Below are 19,360 nucleotides of genomic sequence, written 5' to 3' on the forward strand. Positions count from 1 at the left end.
TTGAAAAAACTGATATTACTTCTCATTGCCATAGCATTCATTGCCACCCCCAACACCATTTCTTACTTTACAGGTCAGCACACTTTTGAATCAAAAAGTTGTATGGCCTGTCACAACAGCATAGAACTGGATGTCAAACAGGGGACTACTCTTATGGCAACATTTGATTGTATCCAATGTCATTATTATATTTCAATTTCCAATTCATCCGTTCAAGGGCATTCTACCGTCAATAATGCATGTATTGATTGTCACTTAAATGTCGGGGACCAATTCATTTCAAAAAATGATTCTCATAAGAATTTTTATCAAGCTGCGATCCTTGATAATTCCATGTTATCCACAAATGAAGCCTGTCTTATGTGTCATAGTGATATCAATAAAAGTTTTATTTTTTCAAGGCCTGAATTCATAGAATACGAAGTAATGAATGATAGCGGTACCTGGACGGTCCAGAATTTACTGGAAGGAGCTACAGTGAACAATAATATCAATTTTAACAGCAATAATGGAACACACACCATACTAAGTGGAGCTGATGTGGGTTGCACAAAATGCCATACTGATATCACCACTGCGATAGGTACAGGTGGTCATTATCCTGTAAACACCACGTTCCACTCGGCTTCATCGACCTGTGCCCTTTGCCATGATAACTATGACCAGGTACAACTCGTCCAGCATGTATCAAATTCATCCACATGTATTAGTTGCCATTCTACCCATAATGGAAGTATTATCAATTCAATTAACAATTATCCTATGAACGTTAAAGGAAATATTTGTCTTGGATGTCATATGACATCTGCTCCCTATTTACCGGCAAACAATACCATAACAAATTTTAAAGTGTATCTTGAACCTGGTTCAGATGTCATTATAACATGATTGATAGTGAATTCAAGGTAATTGAAAGACAAGAAAATCCCTCCTACGGTCGGATTACCTTGAGTTTAGAAAGTTATACTGTATTTACAATTAAAAAATAGTAACAATTGATTGTTATTTTCTTTTTTTATTAAGTTGTCTTGATATCATCACCAATGCAAAAATGACGAAAAATCCTGAAATCGATGGAATTGAAAAACCATTATCACTATCAGTTTCATTTATTGCATCACCAGGATTAACTGGGGATTCTGCATCCTGAACAACAATTACTTTCTTAAATTCCTTGCCCTGGATTTTTGCCTGGAATATTCCCGGAGTTTCCATCGATACATTAAAACGAACGACTTCAGATTCTCCATAGGCTAATGTAACATTCCTGGTGGCCTTTACTTCATCATTAAGCAATAAGACCACTGGTCTGGTACCATTCTCACCTGTATTGAACACTCCGACAGAAATCGTTACGTTTTCGCCTTTATAATATTTTATCCTATCTGCCTGAAGTTCATTATAAATGAATTCCGTAGGTTTTACAGGAATTATTTCAACTTCATAACTCACGTTCTTTGAGCCTAATTCCAGGTTATTAATACCCGGTATAGATGAAATAACGGTGAAATATACTTCATTTATCTTGTTGGGCTGCAAATCGAAACTGACATCGCCCAGTTTTTTTCCATTCAATACCAGTGGAATACTATCCTTAACAATGTTGGGATTTTCATTCGCAATTAAGACTTTCACATTCACATCTGATTCAGGTGGTACATGCTCGGGCACAATGATCTCTTTGACAAAATACGGCTTTGCCGAGCTGTCAATGATGATCTTGAGTTCTTTTTCAACTACTTCAGCATGACTGCGGGGGATCAACAAACCTTCATCGATCAAAGTGTCTTCATCATAGGTTGAAAAGAATTTTTCCAGATGATTGACCTCTTTATCACTCATCCTTGGATCGATGGGTGTAATAAACTTTTTCGTAGTATATGTATAGTTCGTTCTATCCATCTGGTATATCTTGATAGTATATTCTCCATCTATCCACTCGGGAGGTATCTTCTTTGAAAAAAAAGCTGACGTTTCTTTACCATACGTCCTTGACCTGTCCTTTTGTATCTGGATATGCACAGGATTATCGTTCGGGTCCTTTATTACTAATAGGTAATCATAAGCAACGATACGATTATAATTATAGAGAAGGTTCCTGTGCGAGTATACATTAATAGTACTGCCCGGTACAAACACAGTATTATCGCGGAGTGTTTTTCCGTCAGAAAGCGTGAAATATAATGTTTCGGTGTAGTCCGTAGCATCAACTAATGGTGCTAATAGTATCAGTATGAACAATATTCCAATAATTGCTGATTTTATACTCATATCTGGTAATTGGCATTAATAAATTATGAACGCATAAATAGATATTGTTTTGAAAACATCATTTATATGATTATCATCATACCAATTTATGCAGTCTATTGTACCTGTTTATATATTAAATTATATAATCGTATAGATTACATAATTATATATGTATTCCGATTAATTTGAGATACGTGGTAACATTATCTCATTACAAAAAAAAATGCCGATGATAAACCCTTTACCAGGTCTATCATCCTTATCTAAACCTGGTAGTCCTTCATTCCGGGAGCCTGTTTCGGCCCTTTACTACCGCTGGAAGCTATCATATCATCAATGCGGAGTATCATGTTGGCTGCCTCGGATGCCGAATCAATTGCCTGGAGCTTCACTCTCAAAGGCTCTACCACACCAGAGACCTTCATATCTTCTACCCTGTTCTTAAAGACATTCAGCCCGGCATTCTTTTCCCCTGCCTCATGCCTGCTTTTAAGTTCCACAAGTTTATCAATAGAATCAAGACCACTGTTCTCGGCAAGGGTCTTGGGAATTATTTCTACTGCCTCGGCAAACCTTATCACTGCCAGTTGTTCCCTGCCCTTCAATGTAGCTGCATATTCCTTTAGCCGTAATGACAGTTCCACTTCAGGTGACCCACCGCCGGCTACGACCCGCCCGTCCTCAATGACCACACCTACCACGCGCAGGGCATCGTTCATGGCCCGTGCAAGATTATCCACCACCTGTTCGGTGCCGCCTCGCAGGATAATAGATACAACCTTTGTATTGGGACAATCACGTACAAATATCATCTCGCCGTTACCCACCATTTTTTCTTCGACCAGCCCGGCATTACCCAGGTCGTCCGGAGTAATTTCGTCAAGATTGGTAACAATCTTACCGTTCGTGGATTGGGCAAGCAGTTTCAGGTCCTTCTTCTTTACCCTGTGAATAACAAATATACCGGCCTTGGCCAGGTAGTGGCGCGCCATATCGTCAACAGCTTTCTGGCAGAACACTGCATTAGCCCCGCTGTTGATCACTTTATCCACCACGTCCTTCACCATCCGCTCTTCCTGCTCAATAAAAGCCCGGCGCTGTGTTGTACCTGTCAGGGATATCTCATTCTTGAATTCCATTGACCGTACATCAATGGGCGTGGCAAGTATTGCAATTCTGGCATTATCGACCCTGGTGGGCATGCTCTGGTGGGTACGGGTCCTGTCAATGATAAGTCCTTCTACCAGTTCAGTATCGTCCACACTGCCCTCCACCCTGCGCTCCATCATAACATCCTTAATATCTACGGTCTTTTTTCCGTTTGCATCAGTTTCAGTAATAGCGCGCACGGCCCTGACCACAAGTGGTGCAATGATATCCGTCGCAGATTCCGCACCTTTGCCCGTAAGCGCCGTCTCGGCTATCTTAACCAGGGTATCCACATCGTCTTCGGTCACCTGGATTGATATGCCTTCCAGAATGCGGTGTGCCTCAATAGCAGCCATCCGGTATCCTTTTGTAATAGTCGTGCTGTGCACGTTCATATCCAGCAGTTCTTCTGCCTTTTCCAGCAGTTCTCCGGTCAGTACAGCAGCTGTGGTGGTGCCGTCGCCCACTTCGTCATCCTGGGTTTTTGCGACCTCTACAACCATTTTGGCTGCAGGATGCTTGATATCCATTTCATCCAGGATAGTTGCGCCGTCGTTGGTAATGGTAACCTGGCCTGCAGAATTCACCAGCATCTTATCCATACCCTTTGGTCCCAGGGTGGAACGTACTGCCGATGCAACCACTTTTGCTGCCATGATATTACCCCTCTGGGCATCTCTACCTGTAGTCCTTTGTGTCCCCTGTCTGAGGACCATTATTGGCTGACCGCCTAACTGTGCTGCCATGTGATAATCTCCATTATAAATAATATTTGATTGTAATTAACTAAGTAACGGATTTCGCATTTCGTATGTTTGAAGTTCTATATTTACGTTGTGGTACGTTCAATCTCAACATTGTATACCTTTTCCGGATTCTCCTTGTGGATTTTCCAGAAAACCTCATCTTCCCACTCATCCACCAACGCAAGCGTCTTTCGGGGTATGGTCCTGGCACCCAGCACTGCACCGGGACGCTGTGGGTCGTCAATATAATCCGTTTCCATCATGAACCTGTCCCCCTGGACCAGTGCCTCCTCTATCATCCCTTTACCGGCAAGTACGCCCGGCCATATACCGCACTTTGCAAATTCAGGTATCATGGGCGGTGAGAAATGCTTCACCACTTTTTCAGGGGAAAGTCCGGCTTTTCGTGCCATGCACGCCAGCTCATGTACGCCCTCAGGAGTTGCGGTTTCGGTATGCAATTGCACAGGACATCCTGCGTCCCGTGCCAGTTCCATAGCGTAGACCAGTATCATATTTGAAGCATCCCACAAAGCAGGTTCAACCTCATAATGGGGACGACCCGATTTCATACCCACGGCAAGCCCATCTTCTACATATCCGGCGGCAATCTCAAGACCAGACCGCATCAACTCAATAGTCCTGTCCAGACCAACCCTTCCATACATCTTGGTAATGGCAGCAGGATGTACGCCAAGCACAGGAAAAGCTGTCACACCGATCCTTTTAACAGCTTCTGCCATTTCGATGGTTTCATCGAACACCAGTCTGTAATCATCTGGCTTGTTTATGGTTACACCTATGGTCCATGAAGGTTTTGAAACTAAAAAAATATGGGTGCCGCCTGCGCGCTTGAAAGCTTTGGCGGCCTCTGTACCCTGACAACGGTGGTCAAGGTGCATGTGATGGTCAGTAATTGGAAATGTGTGACCTGAATTCACATCAATCCCAGGCTATCCAGTTCCTCTACGATTTTATCAACAGCAGCGTGTGCATCTTCTGGTTTTTTTCCGCCGGTTACCACAAGTTTGCCTGAACCGAACAGGAGCATGACCACCTTAGGGACTGCTAACCGGTAAACCAATCCTGGAAACTGTTCAGGTTCATATTCGATGTTCTCAAGTCCCAGTCCTATGGCAATAGCGTTGAGGTTAAGAACTGTACCCAGGTCAGCGGAGGCAACAATATTTTGCACCGTTATCTCTGGATTGTCCATTACCTCGACTCCCATATTTGTCAGTTCATTGAATACCTTTTTCAGGCCGTTATGGACATCTTCAATACTCTTTGCACCGGTACATACGATCTTTCCGCTCCCGAATATCAGGGCCGCAGTCTTTGGGTCCTTGGTTCTGTAAACCACCCCGGGAAAACGTTCTTTATTATAATCTGCACCTTCAAGTTTCATGGTTATTTTGGGCAGGTCTAGTGTGGTACCAATAGCGGTGGAAGCTACAACATTTTCTATCTTAATAGTCTCTTTTGGGTCATCAGTATTAGCCATGATAATCACTACCTTCATATAGGGAATTTAAACCTTTATATAGTTTAAGTAGTAATGTAAATTGCCCGAGGAGAAATTATCGTTATTAGAATCTGTTTTTGTAGCAAAAGGCGGAATGCATACCACCCTTGTAAAGCAGTATAAGCAAAGACTAAAAAAATATGACCTTTACGATGAAATCCCAAAATAGTATACGCACAGGGCGTTCAGGTTCGCAGAGGGTTATTATTTTTCTCTGAGTCTCTTTGCGCACTCTGCAATTTTCCCTAAACGTCCGGAAAATCATAAAAGGTCTTTATTTTACCCTACCGTATCACCGAAATAGAATGCGGTTATTGTCAGGTCCTGGACATTTATTGTTCCATCCTGGTTCACATCCCAGCGTGGATACGGTTTTTCTATTGATGCACCATATTTTTGGCCAATTATGGTTACATCCAGAATATTTACGATACGGTCCTCATTCACATCCCAGCGGGGATGCACATCATTTATAGTAATGGTGTGCAGATGGGTAACCTGGTTAGTCCCATCACTAACCGTAATATCAATGATATGGATGCCTGAACTTGAGTAGCCGGTTTCCCAGGTATAGTTTGGATTTGTGCTGCAGGTGACCCCATCGATCTTTATGACATAGGTCAATACATGGCCATCCACATCGTTTGCGGTAACGTTTATATTGACCGTACTCAACTCATCAAAGACCGATGCATCTGCTGGTTCGAAGACAGTAATGACCGGGGGATGGTTCACTTCATATACAGTGATAGTAACGGCTTGCGAGTCGCCAAAGACGCCATCACTTACTTCAAAGGTAACCACATAGGTGCCTGCCTGCCCATCACCAGGAGTCCAGGAGAAAGCTCCTGTGACAGCGTCAATGCTGGCACCATCTGGCAGATTAGTAGCAGAATATACCAGGCGGTCTCCATCCTCATCAGAAGCGCTGATAGTAAAAGTAAGCACAACCTCTTCATCAATTGATCTCGCACCGATGGAACCCATCACTGGCGCGTGATTAACTGCATTTACAGAAATCGTCACCACTTCAGAATCGCTAAGGAAGCCATCAGTAACAGTAAAGGTAACCACATAAGTACCTGCCTGACCATCTGCAGGAGTCCAGGAGAAAGCTCCGGAAGCAGTGTTGAAACTGGCGCCTGCGGGAATACTGGATGCAGCATATACAAGGCTATCGCCATCCACATCAGACGCGCTGATAGTAAATGCTATGGCATTTTCTTCGTCAATAGATTTTGCGCCTATTAAACCCAGCACCGGAGCAGTGTCAACAAGAACTGATGCATTCGTGATAGTATATGGTGCAGCAGTTGAATTAAAGTCGCTGATTATCACTTTGGTGAGGTTTAGGTTAAGATAGCCTGTAGTGCTGCCCGCGGTCATGGTGACCGATGCAAATACACCCGGTAACGACACATTCGTATTGCCAAGGATTGAACCATAAACATTCGTTACTGTTCCTGTGGAATTGTTGATAGTGCCGCTGTTGAACAGGGTGTTTGCACCGTCCTGATCTAAGAAATTACCTTCTGTAACAGAGTTCACACGTGCCAGCGAACTATCATAGAGTAAATTTAATTGAGCACCGTTCATAGGGACTGCCGGGGTTATGGGTATTGTCAGTGTAAAAGTCTGACCAGGGATTATCTGGCTGGATGAAGGAACAACCGAAATAATACTATCTGATGTTCCGGAAGCTGTACCAGGGGTGCTTATTCCTATAAGGAATAAGCCAAATACAATCATAAAGCCAATTATTCGTATTCTGTGCAAATTTCGTTTTGTTTGAACGCTAAGGTGGTTCATAAGCAATACAGTGTATGGCCACGCATATATGGGATATGTAATCAATTCAGCATGATATGTTCACATAATCTCTGAAGTGTGATTATATCGAATATTCAATGATTACGTGAAATATTTATTCAAAAAAAGGAGCATCCTTATTTAGTTAAATGTCACAGGATATCAAAAATCAACATGGCATATTTTTCGACACTGTTTAGATCCATCAATAATTATTACCTCTAAACATGACCATAATTTTTACTTTCACGGCTAGAAGTAATATTGGGAACATTCGTACTCTTTGTGTTCATGGTATACGTGATTGATATTGTTAATAAGTTCAACCTCTCATTCGTATATTAACATATTACTGGTTACTTCCACATGTTTGTTAGCAGCCAGGATCAACTCGTTTCCAGTATTCTCAATGAATGAGATTATCTCAACCTTAACCCCTTTTGATTGAAGTGCATAAACCAGAGGTACAAAGTCACTATCACCTGTTAATATAACCATTATATCCACTTTGTCGGCAAGTGCAAGGGCATCAATGGCAATTTGCATATCCCAATCTGCCTTGATGGAACCGTCAGGAAGTTTGCGCGGTTTTTTGGACTTTACTTCAAAACCCAGTTTTTCCATGGTATGAACAAACTTTGACTGGTCAATTCCTTCAGGCGAGACATTGTATAGTATAGCCCTGGTGATCAACCTGGAGTTCATTGAATCTATGAGCGCACTATAGTCCGGTTTCGCACCCCTGGTTTTTGCTGATAAGTATATGTTCTGGCCATCTATCAGTATGGCTGTTCTTTGTTGAAAATTGTTTTTTATGTCATTCATACTATTGCCAGTGCAATTTATGTTTCCATGACTCATTTATACTTTTGGTAATACCATTTATGTTTTTTATGACTCGTTTATACTTTTGTGTCATGGTGCTATGATTTGGGAAATGTCCTGAAATACAGGTTTCATTTTCAGGTATTGAAACATAGGAACTATTTCAGCACTATCCTGTAACATCGAAACATGATAAACAGCAAACACTTATTACCCTTAATTTTCAATGTTACTATCGGGGAATCATTGTGCAGGAGTATAAATTACTGATAAATGGAGAATGGGTTGGCTCATCAACAAATGATACTTTCGATGACATCAATCCCGCAACGCTGGACAAACTTGCATCATTTCAGGTTGCATCCAGCGACGACGTATCACGTGCTGTCACATCAGCACAGGAAGCTTTTACGACCTGGAGCGAGACACCGCCCCCTAAACGGGCATATATACTCTTCAAAGCAGCCCGCATCCTGGAAGAGCGAAAAGAGGAACTGGCAAGACTCCTCACCCGGGAAATGGGGAAGGTCATATCAGAAGCAAAGGGCGATATCCAGGAAGCTATAGACATCACCCTGTATGCTGCCGGTGAAGGCCGCCGCATGTTCGGTGAGACCACCACTTCTGAATTGAAGAACAAGTTCTGCATGACCATACTGCGCCCCATCGGCGTCATCGGGATGATAACACCCTGGAATTTCCCCATGGCCATCCCGGCCTGGAAAGTGATGCCCGCACTGGTGGCCGGAAATACTATCGTCATGAAACCGGCAAGTGACACCCCGCTATTGACCATCCGAATGGTGGAAGTGCTCATGGAAGCAGGACTTCCACCCGGGGTCATCAACCTGGTGTTCGGGCCCGGAAGTACCGTGGGAAGTGCCATCGTCCATCATCCTGATATCAGGGCCATATCCTTTACCGGCAGCCTGGAAACCGGGAAATGGATCGTGAGCGAGTGCGGCAAGGAGATGAAACGGGTATCTGTGGAACTGGGCGGTAAGAACCCCATCATAGTCATGGACGACGCAGACCTGGACCTTGCAGTGGATGGCGTTATCTGGGGTGCGTTCGGTACCACAGGCCAGCGCTGTACCGCAGCCAGTCGGGTCATCGTACATGAGAAGGTTAAGGCTGCATTCACAGACAAACTGCTGGCCCGGACCAGGGCACTTAAACTGGGCGACGGTCTGCTTCCTGAAACCGACATCGGCCCGGTCATCAACCAGTCACAACTGGATAAGATAGAGCACTATGCACGCATAGGTCAGGATGAGGGGGCCGTATTGCTAATGGGCGGCAAAGTGGCCGAACCCGGGTTACCTGGCTACTTCTTCGAGCCTACCATCTTCACGGATGTGGGCCAGGATATGCGCATTGCCAGGGAGGAGATATTCGGCCCCGTAGTGGCCCTGATATCCGTATCCGGACTCGATGAGGCCATTGAAGCTGCCAACAATACCGCGTACGGCCTGTCATCATCAATATATACCAGAGATATGACCAGCGCATTCCGTGCCATTGAAAAGATAGACGCAGGAATTACCTACATCAATGCATCCACTATCGGTGCCGAAGTACACCTGCCTTTTGGTGGTGTGAAGGGAACCGGTAACGGTTTCAGGGAGGCGGGAACAGATGCGATTAAAGAATTTACCGAGGTCAAGGCCGTGTATTTCGATTACAGTGGAAAGCTGCAAAAGGCACAGATAGATTAGAACGAGGCAATACATGATAGAACCACCCGGACCCATAGCAAAGAACATCATTGAACGTGACTGTGATGTCATGTCCTCATGCCTGGCACGTCCGTATCCGCTGGTGATAGACCGGGCAAAAGGAGTCACCATCACCGATGTGGAAGGAAAGGAGTACATTGATTTCGTGGCAAGCATTGCAGTGATGAATGCGGGCTATTCCAATCCTGCAGTATCAGAGGCCATAACTTCGCAACTGGCAAAAATATCACACTGCGGGTTCCCTGACTTCTTTGCCGAGCCGCCTGTGAAACTGGCTGAAAAACTCAAACAATTGACGCACTATGACCGTGTGTTCTTCTGCAACAGCGGGACCGAGTCTATTGAGGCTGCTATTAAACTGGCCATGTGGAAGACCCACAGGCAGGCTCTGGTAGGATTCTATGGGGGTTTTCATGGCAGGACACTGGGTTCGTTATCCCTCACCTGCTCTAAGGTCAGGCAGAAGGCATATTTCCCTGCGATACGGACAGTACATTCCCATTATGCATACTGCTATCGCTGCCAGTTCAATAATGAGTACCCTGGCTGCGGTATCCAGTGTGCCGCATATATCGAGGATGTTATTTTCAATCGGGAATTGAGCCCCAATGACACTGCAGCTATTGTTGTGGAACCCATACAGGGCGAGGGGGGTTTTATCGTACCGCCGTCCGAGTTCCTCAAAGAGATCAGGCGCATATGTGACGACCATAATGTGCTGATGGTGGCCGATGAAGTACAGGCGGGCTGCTACCGTACCGGGACGTTCATGGCCCTGGAGAACTTCGGGGTAAGGGCTGATATCGTGTGCATGGCAAAGGCGCTTGGCGGCGGTCTTCCCATGGGGGCCATGTTGTCAGGCAGCCACATCATGGACTGGCCGCCAGGTACCCATTCAAACACCTTCGGCGGCAACCTGCTGGCATCGGCAGCGTCACTGGCGACACTGGAATATATGGAAAAAGAAGGACTGGGCAACCATGCAAAGGAACTGGGCAGGCATATCATGCAACGGCTTGGGGAGATGCAGACCGAATATCCCGGCATAGGGGATGTGCGAGGTCTGGGGCTGATGATAGGTGTCGAGATGATAAAGCCAGATGGGTCCATTGACCCTGGTACCAGGGACCGTATCATTCTTGAAGGATACAAAGAAGGCATCATCCTGCTTTCATGCGGTGATTCTGTCATCCGTTTCTCACCGCCGCTGGTCATGACCAGGGAGGAAGCTGACGTGGGTCTGGACAGGTTCGAAACAGCACTGAAGAGGGCTGTATCATAGGTGTTCATATGGTACGGATAGAGAGAGATACTATGGGCCAGGTGGAAATACCTGATGAGGCGTATTACGGACCACAGACCGTGCGGGCCGCCCGGAATTTCAGGGTAAGCGGCCTGAAACTGCCGCCCGTTTTTATCAGAGCCCAGGCAGCGATAAAGCAGGCATCTGCAAAAGCCAATATGGATGCCAGTAAACTGGACCCTGCTATCGGTGAGGTCATCATCCAGGCTGCATCGGAAGTCAGGGAAGGCAGGTTCGATGACCAGTTCGTGGTGGATGCGTTCCAGTCCGGGGCCGGGACCTCACAGAACATGAACGCCAACGAGGTTATCGCAAACCGTGCATTGGAGATAATGGGCGAACCCAGGGGCCGATATGATAGTATCCATCCCAATGACCACGTAAATATGTCCCAGTCATCCAACGATACTGTCCATACTGCGATTCACATCGCATCAATGGAGGCGCTCAGCAACAGGTTGCTGCCGGTACTTTCCTTATTGCATGAGGGACTTACAGCCAGGTCGGTCGAGTTTCGGGATGTCGTCAAACCGGGCCGGACACACCTGCAGGATGCAGTCCCGGTAACTCTTGGTCAGGAATTTGGCGGGTATGCCCGGATGGTGGAACTGGGGATGAAGTGCATATTCACCTCAATGGATGGCCTGACAGAATTGAATATGGGTGGCACTGCTGTTGGGACTGGATTGAACGCACCTGAAGGTTTTGGGGATAGAGCAGTAGCTGAGGTGAACCGGATTACTGGCTTTACATTCAGGCTGGTACACAATCCATTTGAAGCAACCCAGGGTGCCAGTGCTATACTCGCTACATCGTCGGCACTTCGCAACATTGCAGTTAGCCTTATCAAGATAGCCAATGACCTGCGATTGCTGTGCAGCGGACCCAGGACCGGTATTGGTGAAATTAATCTTCCTGCTGTCCAGCCAGGGTCGTCCATTATGCCAGGCAAGGTCAATCCGGTTATGGCAGAAATGGTGAACATGGTATGTTTCCAAGTGGTAGGAAATGACACTGCCATTATGATGGCAGCACAGGCGGGCCAGCTTGAACTGAATGTTTTCACTCCTTTAATGGCACACAATCTCCTGGGTTCAATTGAGATACTGTCCGGGGCTGTTGAATCATTTAACAGGCAGTGCCTGTCGGGTATCACAGCCAATGTTGAGCATTGTGAATCACTTGCCAGCAAAAGCCTTGCACTGATCACATCACTTGCCCCGAAATTGGGATACGAAAAAGCGGCAGATGTCGCTTACCAGGCTTACCGGGATAATAGAACGATACGGGAAGTCGTGCTTGATTCGGGATTATTGATAGAAGAAGAAGCTGATACAATGTTGGACCCACTCAGGATGGCGGCGGTAAAGAAATGATAAAACATGATATACTTGTGATTGGTGGCGGTCTTGCAGGTCTCCGGGCTGCTCTTGAAGCTCATCTACGGGGTGCGGATGTTGCTGTGATATCCAAGGTACATCCCATACGCAGTCATTCGGTGGCCGCCCAGGGTGGTATCAATGCCGCGCTTGGCCAGGATGACAGCTGGGAAGCACATACTCTGGATACGGTCAAGGGGAGTGATTACCTGGCCGACCAGGATGCTGTTGAGGTCATGTGCAGGGATGCACCCGGCCGGGTTCTTGAGATGGAACACTGGGGCACCCTGTTCTCCCGCACCCCTGATGGTCATATCGCACAGCGTCCTTTTGGCGGCGCAGGATTTCCCCGGACATGCTATGCAGGGGACAGGACCGGGCACAACCTGCTGCATACCCTGTATGAACAGGTGTTGAGGGCAGGTATCAGGATATACCGGGAATGGCTGGTCACCAGACTGGTGGTCGATGAGGGAAGGTGTACCGGATTTATCGCTATGCACACCCCTGATTCAAAACTGGAGGCGTTTGGAGCAAAGGCCACGGTCCTTGCCACTGGCGGATACGGCAGGATATACCAGCGTTCCACCAATGCCATCATCAACCGGGGGTATGGCATAAGCCTGGCCTACCATGCCGGTGTCCCGCTCCAGGATATGGAATTCGTACAGTTTCATCCAACCACGCTTATGGGGAGTAATATACTCATGACTGAAGGTGCCCGAGGTGAAGGTGGATATCTCTATAATAGACTGCACGAGCGGTTCATGAGCACTTATGCCCATGATATGATGGAACTCGCACCGCGCGACATTGTGGCCAGGTCCATCCAGATTGAGATCGATGAGGGCAGGGGATTTGAGGGTGGGTACGTCCATCTGGATATTACCCATCTGGGCGAGAAGAAGATCGAAGAAAGATTGGGCGGCATCAGGCAGATTTCCATTGATTTTGCGGGTATCGACCCTGTTAAGGAGCCCATCCCGGTCCAGCCCGGGCAGCATTATTCCATGGGTGGCGTTCCGTGCGATGTTAACGGTGCAACGCCTCTGGAAGGTTTGTATGCTGCCGGAGAATGTGCTTGTGTCAGTGTTCATGGAGCCAACCGGCTGGGCGGCAATTCCTTGCTTGACACCATAGTGTTCGGAAAAAGGGCCGGCGAACATGCTGCAGGTTTTGTGAAAGGGATCACTATGTCGGCAGTTGATGCATACCTTGAGTCCCTGGTCCGTGAAAAACAGGCCATTTCTGACCTGATGGGGGAAGGAGGAGGGAATTTTGCTGTTGTCAGGGATGAGCTGAGATCTGTGATGCAGCAGGATGTTGGGGTGTTCAGGCACAGGGACGGATTGCAGAGGGCTGTTGATATGATTAAAGAACTCAGGGAAAGAGGGCGAAATGTGCGCGTGAAAAGCAATGCAACATCTTTCAATTTTGAATTGCTCAATGCTATTGAATTAAAAGGAATGCTTGAGCTTGGGCAGGTTATTGCAGAAGGGGCGTTGGCCAGGGAAGAGAGCAGGGGCGCCCACTACAGGACGGATTTCCTGGAGCGTGATGATGAACACTGGCTCAAGCATACGCTTGCATACCAGACCCCCGAGGGTCCCAGGCTTGAGTATAAAGATGTGACCATAACCCAGTTCCAGCCTAAGAGGAGGGAATACTGATGGTCAGGCTGAAGGTCAGGCGGCAGGACGGTGATAGGGTCTGGCATGAAACATTCGATGTAGAAGAGACTCCGGGTATGAGTGTACTGGAGGCCCTGTTCTCTGTGCAGGAGCGGCTGGACGGGGGATTGTGTTTCCGGTATTCCTGTCGCGGAGCCGTGTGCGGAAGCTGTGCTATGCTTATTAACAAGGTACCCAGGCTGGCCTGTCGTACCCAGGTCAGTGATGCGCGGAGCGAGATGACGGTGGATGCAGTGAAATGGGGGGCTCTGGCCAGACCGGTTGTAAGAGTGGCAAAGGCTGAGATACTTATCGAGCCCCTGCCTAACATGAAAGTCATCCGGGACCTGGTGGTGGATATGGATCATTTCTATGAACTGCTGGACTCTATCAAACCATGGATATCGGCTGGTGAGGATGTACCAGAGGGAGGCAACCTGATGAGCCCGGCAGTGGAGCAGAAGATAGAGGTCTATACCAATTGTATCCTGTGTGCCATCTGCCACGGGGCATGTCCGGCAGCTGGAAGGGATGAGACGTACCTGGGACCTGCTGCCCTTGCAAAGGCATGGCGGTTCTACCTGGATCCGAGGGAGCCGGAAAAGGATAAACGTGCCAGGCTTGAAGCTGTGGATAACCAGTCTGGTGTGTGGGGCTGTGATGGGGTGTTCAAGTGCACTGCTGTGTGCCCCAAAAAGGTTACGCCTACACAGGGTATATTAGCACAGCGCAGACAGATTCCTAAGAATAAGATAAAAAATGTATTCAACAGAGGGAAGAAGAGTGAAGATTAATAATTATACGGGAGCAGGCATGTGGTCCTGGGTTTTGCAGCGTATCACTGGTGTACTGCTGGTAGTATATTTTATGGCACACATGTGGGGCATGCATTTCAGGTTCGAGTTCAAGACACCCCTGGATGGATTGTTGACATACATCCTTTCTACGGATTTCTTCCTGATAATAGTGGTACTGGTAGTGTATCACGGGTTCAATGGAATCCGTTCCGTGACCATCGACCTGGTGGGAGGAATGCGGTTACAGCGCTGGTTATTCTGGGTGCTTATGGTATTAGGGGTATTGCTGTTATATTCGGTAAGTATCAGATCGAGGCTGTTTTGAGCGGGGGTATCTAAATATTAAAGCGATTTTTATTCAATGATTATGGTTTAGCGCAAACATTATGTTGATGTTATTGTATATGTTTATGTAAACACAGATGGTGATACAAATGACCGAATATGTGCGAACCACAATAAAGTTAAGAGAAGATGTTTACCAGACACTGAAAAAGGAAGCCGGACCAAAGAACTTATCTGAAAAAATCAACGACATATTGATGAAAACACTGTTCAAAGAAAAGAAGAGCCTGTTCGGGACAATGGAAAAAACCGATTTGTCTGATCTCAGGGATCATGAGGATAGGTCATAATGCTACTGGATTCTTTTGCCTGGATGGAGTATTTCATGGGGACAAAACAAGGTGAGGTTGTAAAAGAGTTGGTAGATGACAATGTGCAATTATATACCTCTCCTATTGTAATCGCTGAAATATACTCCAAATCTCTCAGGACTGATGGGAATGCAAAAGTGAGAACAGATTTCATAATTGACAGGTGTGCTTTAATTCCTATAGGTGATATTATTGCTATCGAGGCAGCCAAAGTCCATGCTGAGAATAAGAGGAAATATTCAGATTTTGGTCTTGACGATGCCTTTATACTTGCTTCGGCACGTAGTAAGGAATTGAAAGTACTAACAGGAGATTCACACTTCAGGGATTTCAAGGAAACTGTAATGCTGTAATCTATTTTTCTGGTAGATTATTTTCAATTTATTTTAGGGGGGTTAAGAATTGAAACCAAAGATTATGAAATCAAAGGAAGAATGGAAAAATGAACTTGCTCCTGAAAAGTTTCACGTATTGATAGAAAAGGGAACCGAGCCGCCATTCACAGGCACGTTCAACAAGCACGATAAAGAAGGTGTCTATGTATGCGCAGCCTGCGGCCAGGAGCTGTTCCACTCTGACGAGAAGTATGATTCAGGTAGCGGCTGGCCGAGTTTCTGGACTCCCATATCAAATGATAAGGTTGAACTGAAGCCCGATAACAGTCTGGGGATGCACAGGATAGAGGTGGTGTGCAGCAGGTGTGGCGGGCACCTGGGGCATGTGTTCGATGACGGGCCGCAGCCGACCGGGGAGCGGTATTGCATTAATTCGCTGGCCCTGGAGTTTGAGGATGGGAAATAGGATAATCCAACCTGAATAGTATTTATTTACCGAAATTGCGGACGGTTTTCTTAATTGTTTTAATTTTCTCAATGTCTTGATACCAATAATCATAGTCTGTCCTTGCCATAAAAATGATACAATAGCCAGGCCAAAATAACCACATCTTTTTATTGTAACAGATACAAAACAGGAGCAGCATGAAAGCCGTAATCCTTGCCGCCGGAGAAGGAACGCGTATGCGTCCGCTCACCCGTCACCGTCCCAAAGTGATGCTTCCTATCGGGAACCGCCCCTTACTGCAGCATGTCATTGAACAGGTAAAAAATGCCGGCGTTGACCACGTTATCCTGGTCATAGGGTACCAGGGCGACACTATCATGGAACATTTCGGGGAAGGGGAACGGTTCGGTGTTAAAATTGATTATGTGATACAGGAAGAACGGCTGGGCACTGCCCATGCCATCGGTACTGCACGCACCCTGATCGATGAGCGGTTCCTGGTGTTGAATGGCGATGTCATGGTCACAACAGCACAGGTCAGGACCCTGCTTGAGAGGGACGAAGTGGCGGTCATGGCAGCACTTGAAGTGGAAGATGCATCGCAGTTCGGTGTGCTGGAAGTCGAAGGAGGATTGGTGGTCAGGTTGCACGAGAAACCAGAGAAACCTCCAACCAATCTTGCAAATGCAGGAATTTATGTTTTTGAACCTGAAGTGTTCGGCGGTATTGACAGGACACCCCTATCCACACGAAACGAATATGAAATAACCAGGACCATCCAGGATATGATCGATAACGGTATCCATGTGGGTTATCAGGTACTTTCCGGCACCTGGCAGGATGTAGGTAGACCGTGGGAGCTCCTGGATGCGAACAGGGACTTCCTCAAGACCATTCACACAGATATCAAAGGCGACATCGAGGATGGTGTACATATCCACGGTCCTGTGATAATCGATACGGGTGCCAGGGTCCGCAGCGGCGCATATATTGAAGGACCGGCAATAATCGGACCAGATTGCGATATTGGACCTAACTGCTATATCCGGCCATATACCAGCCTGGGCAGGGGTGTGCGTATCGGCAATGCCGTTGAGGTCAAGAACTCGATAATCATGGACAGGACACATATAGGCCACCTGTCCTATGTGGGTGATAGTGTCATTGGCACTGGCTGTAATTTCGGGGCCGGGACGAAAGTGGCGAACCTGCGGCATGATGGCGGCAATATTAAGATTTTGATTAACGGTAAAAGGATAGATTCCGGGCGCAGGAAACTGGGTACCATCATGGGTGATAACGTGCATACCGGCATCAACAGCATGTTGAACGTGGGGTCGGTAATCGAGCCAGGCAGTAATATCCAGCCAGGTGAATTGGTAAGGGATCATTATCCCCATAAATAAGAACTATTAAGATTGGTGATTTAACATTGAATGTTTCTATAATAGGTTCCGGTTATGTAGGTACGGTAACAGCAGCGTGTTTTGCCGAACTGGGGCACAATGTGGTGTGTATAGACATCGACCCTGAAAAGGTGGATATGATTAACAGGGGCGAACCTCCAATATATGAAGACGGACTGGAAGAACTCCTTGCAAAACATGCAGGTAAGACACTTCGGGCTACTGCAGAATATGATGATGCTGTGTCCAGTACTGACATATCGTTCATCTGCGTTGGTACCCCGTCGGATGATGAAGGCAATATCGACCTCTCCATTGTCAGGGCAGCCAGTAAAAGCCTTGGTATAGCACTGGCTAAAAAAGACGGATACCATGTAGTTGTTGTGAAAAGCACAGTCGTGCCCCAGACCACGGAAAATGTGGTGGTGCCGCTCATTGAGAGCGTTTCAGGTAAAAAAGCGGGTGTGGATTTTGGTGCTGCCATGAACCCGGAGTTCCTTCGGGAAGGAAAGGCCGTGTATGATTTCATGCATCCTGATAAGATTGTGGTAGGTGCCATAGACCGGCGTTCAGATGATACGGTATCTGCTTTGTATGCAGGTCTTGAACGTGAGATAACCCATGTAGATCCCGGCACGGCAGAGATGATAAAATACGTGAACAACTCGTTCCTTGCAACCAAGATATCGTTTTCAAATGAGATAGGGAATATCTGCAAGAAACTGGGCATCAATACCTACCAGGTTATGGACGCTGTGGGAAAGGATTTCAGGATATCGCCCTATTTCCTGAACTCTGGTGCAGGTTTCGGGGGTTCGTGCTTCCCCAAGGACGTCAAGGCACTGATAGGGAAAGCCAGGGAACAGGGATATGAACCTGTATTGCTTAATTCCGTGATCAAAGTCAATGAGCTCCAGCCCCTGATAATGGTAGACCTGCTGGAGTCCAGACTTGGCGACCTGAACGGCCTGACCATTGCCGTGCTGGGCCTGGCATTTAAGAATGATACCGATGATATCAGGGAATCCAGGTCCATACCTGTGATAAAGGCATTACTGGACAGGGGTGCTGTTGTTACCGCATATGACCCCATGGCCGCTGATATTATGAAGCAGTTATTTGACAATACCATCGTTCATTATTGCGACAGCGCGGCGCAGGCCCTGGAAGGTGCCCACGGTTGTCTTGTGATGACCGAGTGGGATGAGTTCAGGTCATTGTGCCATGAGTTTTTGACTATGAAAAGACCGCTGGTAATTGATGGGCGCAACGTCATTTCCTGCAATGGGATCGAATATGTGGGCTTATGCTGGTGAGCAC

Annotated in this window: 18 protein-coding genes; 12 read left to right on the forward strand and 6 right to left on the reverse strand. The window is 46.7% G+C overall.

The window, feature by feature from the left end:
- Positions 1–888 carry a hypothetical protein gene (locus K0A89_04480; GenBank protein ID MBW6517743.1) on the forward strand — a complete coding sequence of 296 codons (888 nt, stop codon included), beginning with the start codon at positions 1–3 and terminating at the stop codon, positions 886–888.
- Between the two features lie 114 nt (positions 889–1,002).
- On the opposite strand, the gene K0A89_04485 is transcribed toward K0A89_04480, so the two are convergent.
- The 6 genes from K0A89_04485 to K0A89_04510 form a co-directional block, all read right to left on the reverse strand.
- Entirely contained in the window at positions 1,003–2,271 is a 1,269-nt protein-coding gene (locus tag K0A89_04485) for a hypothetical protein (GenBank protein ID MBW6517744.1), read from the reverse strand.
- A 245-nt stretch (positions 2,272–2,516) separates the two neighbouring features.
- Positions 2,517–4,148: a TCP-1/cpn60 chaperonin family protein gene (locus K0A89_04490; GenBank protein ID MBW6517745.1), complete on the reverse strand. Its 1,632-nt coding sequence runs from the start codon at positions 4,146–4,148 to the stop codon at positions 2,517–2,519.
- A gap of 83 nt (positions 4,149–4,231) precedes the next feature.
- Entirely contained in the window at positions 4,232–5,050 is an 819-nt protein-coding gene (locus tag K0A89_04495; GenBank protein ID MBW6517746.1) for a TatD family hydrolase, read from the reverse strand.
- A 35-nt stretch (positions 5,051–5,085) separates the two neighbouring features.
- The gene (locus K0A89_04500; GenBank protein ID MBW6517747.1) at positions 5,086–5,652 is read right to left on the reverse strand and encodes a TATA-box-binding protein; all 567 of its coding nucleotides are present in this window, start codon (positions 5,650–5,652) and stop codon (positions 5,086–5,088) included.
- A 300-nt stretch (positions 5,653–5,952) separates the two neighbouring features.
- Entirely contained in the window at positions 5,953–7,422 is a 1,470-nt protein-coding gene (locus K0A89_04505) for a putative Ig domain-containing protein (protein MBW6517748.1), read from the reverse strand.
- Positions 7,423–7,812: 390 nt separating this feature from the next.
- Positions 7,813–8,307, reverse strand: coding sequence for an NYN domain-containing protein (locus tag K0A89_04510; protein ID MBW6517749.1), 495 nt, complete (start codon positions 8,305–8,307; stop codon positions 7,813–7,815).
- Positions 8,308–8,552: 245 nt separating this feature from the next.
- Between K0A89_04510 and K0A89_04515 the strand changes: the two genes are divergently transcribed.
- The 11 genes from K0A89_04515 to K0A89_04565 all read left to right on the forward strand — a co-directional run bounded on the left by K0A89_04515 (position 8,553) and on the right by K0A89_04565 (position 19,356).
- Entirely contained in the window at positions 8,553–10,025 is a 1,473-nt protein-coding gene (locus tag K0A89_04515; protein ID MBW6517750.1) for an aldehyde dehydrogenase family protein, read from the forward strand.
- Between the two features lie 13 nt (positions 10,026–10,038).
- Positions 10,039–11,328, forward strand: coding sequence for an aminotransferase class III-fold pyridoxal phosphate-dependent enzyme (locus K0A89_04520; protein MBW6517751.1), 1,290 nt, complete (start codon positions 10,039–10,041; stop codon positions 11,326–11,328).
- 8 nt (positions 11,329–11,336) lie between these two features.
- Positions 11,337–12,725 carry an aspartate ammonia-lyase gene (locus tag K0A89_04525; GenBank protein MBW6517752.1) on the forward strand — a complete coding sequence of 463 codons (1,389 nt, stop codon included), beginning with the start codon at positions 11,337–11,339 and terminating at the stop codon, positions 12,723–12,725.
- Positions 12,722–14,398 (forward strand): FAD-dependent oxidoreductase, encoded by a 1,677-nt coding sequence (locus K0A89_04530; GenBank protein ID MBW6517753.1) that lies wholly within the window; start codon positions 12,722–12,724, stop codon positions 14,396–14,398. The genes K0A89_04525 and K0A89_04530 overlap by 4 nt, the downstream gene beginning before the upstream one ends.
- Positions 14,398–15,192 carry a succinate dehydrogenase/fumarate reductase iron-sulfur subunit gene (locus K0A89_04535; GenBank protein ID MBW6517754.1) on the forward strand — a complete coding sequence of 265 codons (795 nt, stop codon included), beginning with the start codon at positions 14,398–14,400 and terminating at the stop codon, positions 15,190–15,192. The genes K0A89_04530 and K0A89_04535 overlap by 1 nt, the downstream gene beginning before the upstream one ends.
- A complete protein-coding gene (locus K0A89_04540; protein MBW6517755.1) occupies positions 15,182–15,520 on the forward strand; it encodes a hypothetical protein in 339 nt (112 codons plus the stop codon). The genes K0A89_04535 and K0A89_04540 overlap by 11 nt, the downstream gene beginning before the upstream one ends.
- A 109-nt stretch (positions 15,521–15,629) precedes the next feature.
- Complete coding sequence (locus K0A89_04545) at positions 15,630–15,830, forward strand: hypothetical protein (protein ID MBW6517756.1); 201 nt, start codon at positions 15,630–15,632, stop codon at positions 15,828–15,830.
- 35 nt (positions 15,831–15,865) lie between these two features.
- Positions 15,866–16,204 (forward strand): PIN domain-containing protein, encoded by a 339-nt coding sequence (locus tag K0A89_04550; GenBank protein ID MBW6517757.1) that lies wholly within the window; start codon positions 15,866–15,868, stop codon positions 16,202–16,204.
- Positions 16,205–16,268: 64 nt separating this feature from the next.
- Positions 16,269–16,652 carry a peptide-methionine (R)-S-oxide reductase MsrB gene (msrB, locus tag K0A89_04555; protein MBW6517758.1) on the forward strand — a complete coding sequence of 128 codons (384 nt, stop codon included), beginning with the start codon at positions 16,269–16,271 and terminating at the stop codon, positions 16,650–16,652.
- A 179-nt stretch (positions 16,653–16,831) separates the two neighbouring features.
- Positions 16,832–18,040 carry an NTP transferase domain-containing protein gene (locus K0A89_04560; protein ID MBW6517759.1) on the forward strand — a complete coding sequence of 403 codons (1,209 nt, stop codon included), beginning with the start codon at positions 16,832–16,834 and terminating at the stop codon, positions 18,038–18,040.
- A 26-nt stretch (positions 18,041–18,066) separates the two neighbouring features.
- The gene (locus tag K0A89_04565; GenBank protein MBW6517760.1) at positions 18,067–19,356 is read left to right on the forward strand and encodes a UDP-glucose/GDP-mannose dehydrogenase family protein; all 1,290 of its coding nucleotides are present in this window, start codon (positions 18,067–18,069) and stop codon (positions 19,354–19,356) included.
- Positions 19,357–19,360: the final 4 nt, after the last annotated feature.

The organism is ANME-2 cluster archaeon (assembly GCA_019429385.1).
Lineage (GTDB): Archaea > Halobacteriota > Methanosarcinia > Methanosarcinales > Methanocomedenaceae > Methanocomedens_B.

Bases quoted from the DNA above. Each gene is read 5' to 3' on its own strand.
- K0A89_04485 (MBW6517744.1), bottom strand. From the start codon at position 2,271: ATGAGTATAAAATCAGCAATTATTGGAATATTGTTCATACTGATACTA.
- K0A89_04490 (MBW6517745.1), bottom strand. From the start codon at position 4,148: ATGGCAGCACAGTTAGGCGGTCAGCCAATAATGGTCCTCAGACAGGGG.
- K0A89_04495 (MBW6517746.1), bottom strand. From the start codon at position 5,050: ATGCACCTTGACCACCGTTGTCAGGGTACAGAGGCCGCCAAAGCTTTC.
- K0A89_04500 (MBW6517747.1), bottom strand. From the start codon at position 5,652: ATGGCTAATACTGATGACCCAAAAGAGACTATTAAGATAGAAAATGTT.
- K0A89_04505 (MBW6517748.1), bottom strand. From the start codon at position 7,422: ATGATTGTATTTGGCTTATTCCTTATAGGAATAAGCACCCCTGGTACA.
- K0A89_04510 (MBW6517749.1), bottom strand. From the start codon at position 8,307: ATGAATGACATAAAAAACAATTTTCAACAAAGAACAGCCATACTGATA.
- K0A89_04520 (MBW6517751.1), top strand. From the start codon at position 10,039: ATGATAGAACCACCCGGACCCATAGCAAAGAACATCATTGAACGTGAC.
- K0A89_04525 (MBW6517752.1), top strand. From the start codon at position 11,337: ATGGTACGGATAGAGAGAGATACTATGGGCCAGGTGGAAATACCTGAT.
- K0A89_04530 (MBW6517753.1), top strand. From the start codon at position 12,722: ATGATAAAACATGATATACTTGTGATTGGTGGCGGTCTTGCAGGTCTC.
- K0A89_04535 (MBW6517754.1), top strand. From the start codon at position 14,398: ATGGTCAGGCTGAAGGTCAGGCGGCAGGACGGTGATAGGGTCTGGCAT.
- K0A89_04545 (MBW6517756.1), top strand. From the start codon at position 15,630: ATGACCGAATATGTGCGAACCACAATAAAGTTAAGAGAAGATGTTTAC.
- K0A89_04550 (MBW6517757.1), top strand. From the start codon at position 15,866: ATGGGGACAAAACAAGGTGAGGTTGTAAAAGAGTTGGTAGATGACAAT.
- msrB (MBW6517758.1), top strand. From the start codon at position 16,269: ATGAAATCAAAGGAAGAATGGAAAAATGAACTTGCTCCTGAAAAGTTT.
- K0A89_04560 (MBW6517759.1), top strand. From the start codon at position 16,832: ATGAAAGCCGTAATCCTTGCCGCCGGAGAAGGAACGCGTATGCGTCCG.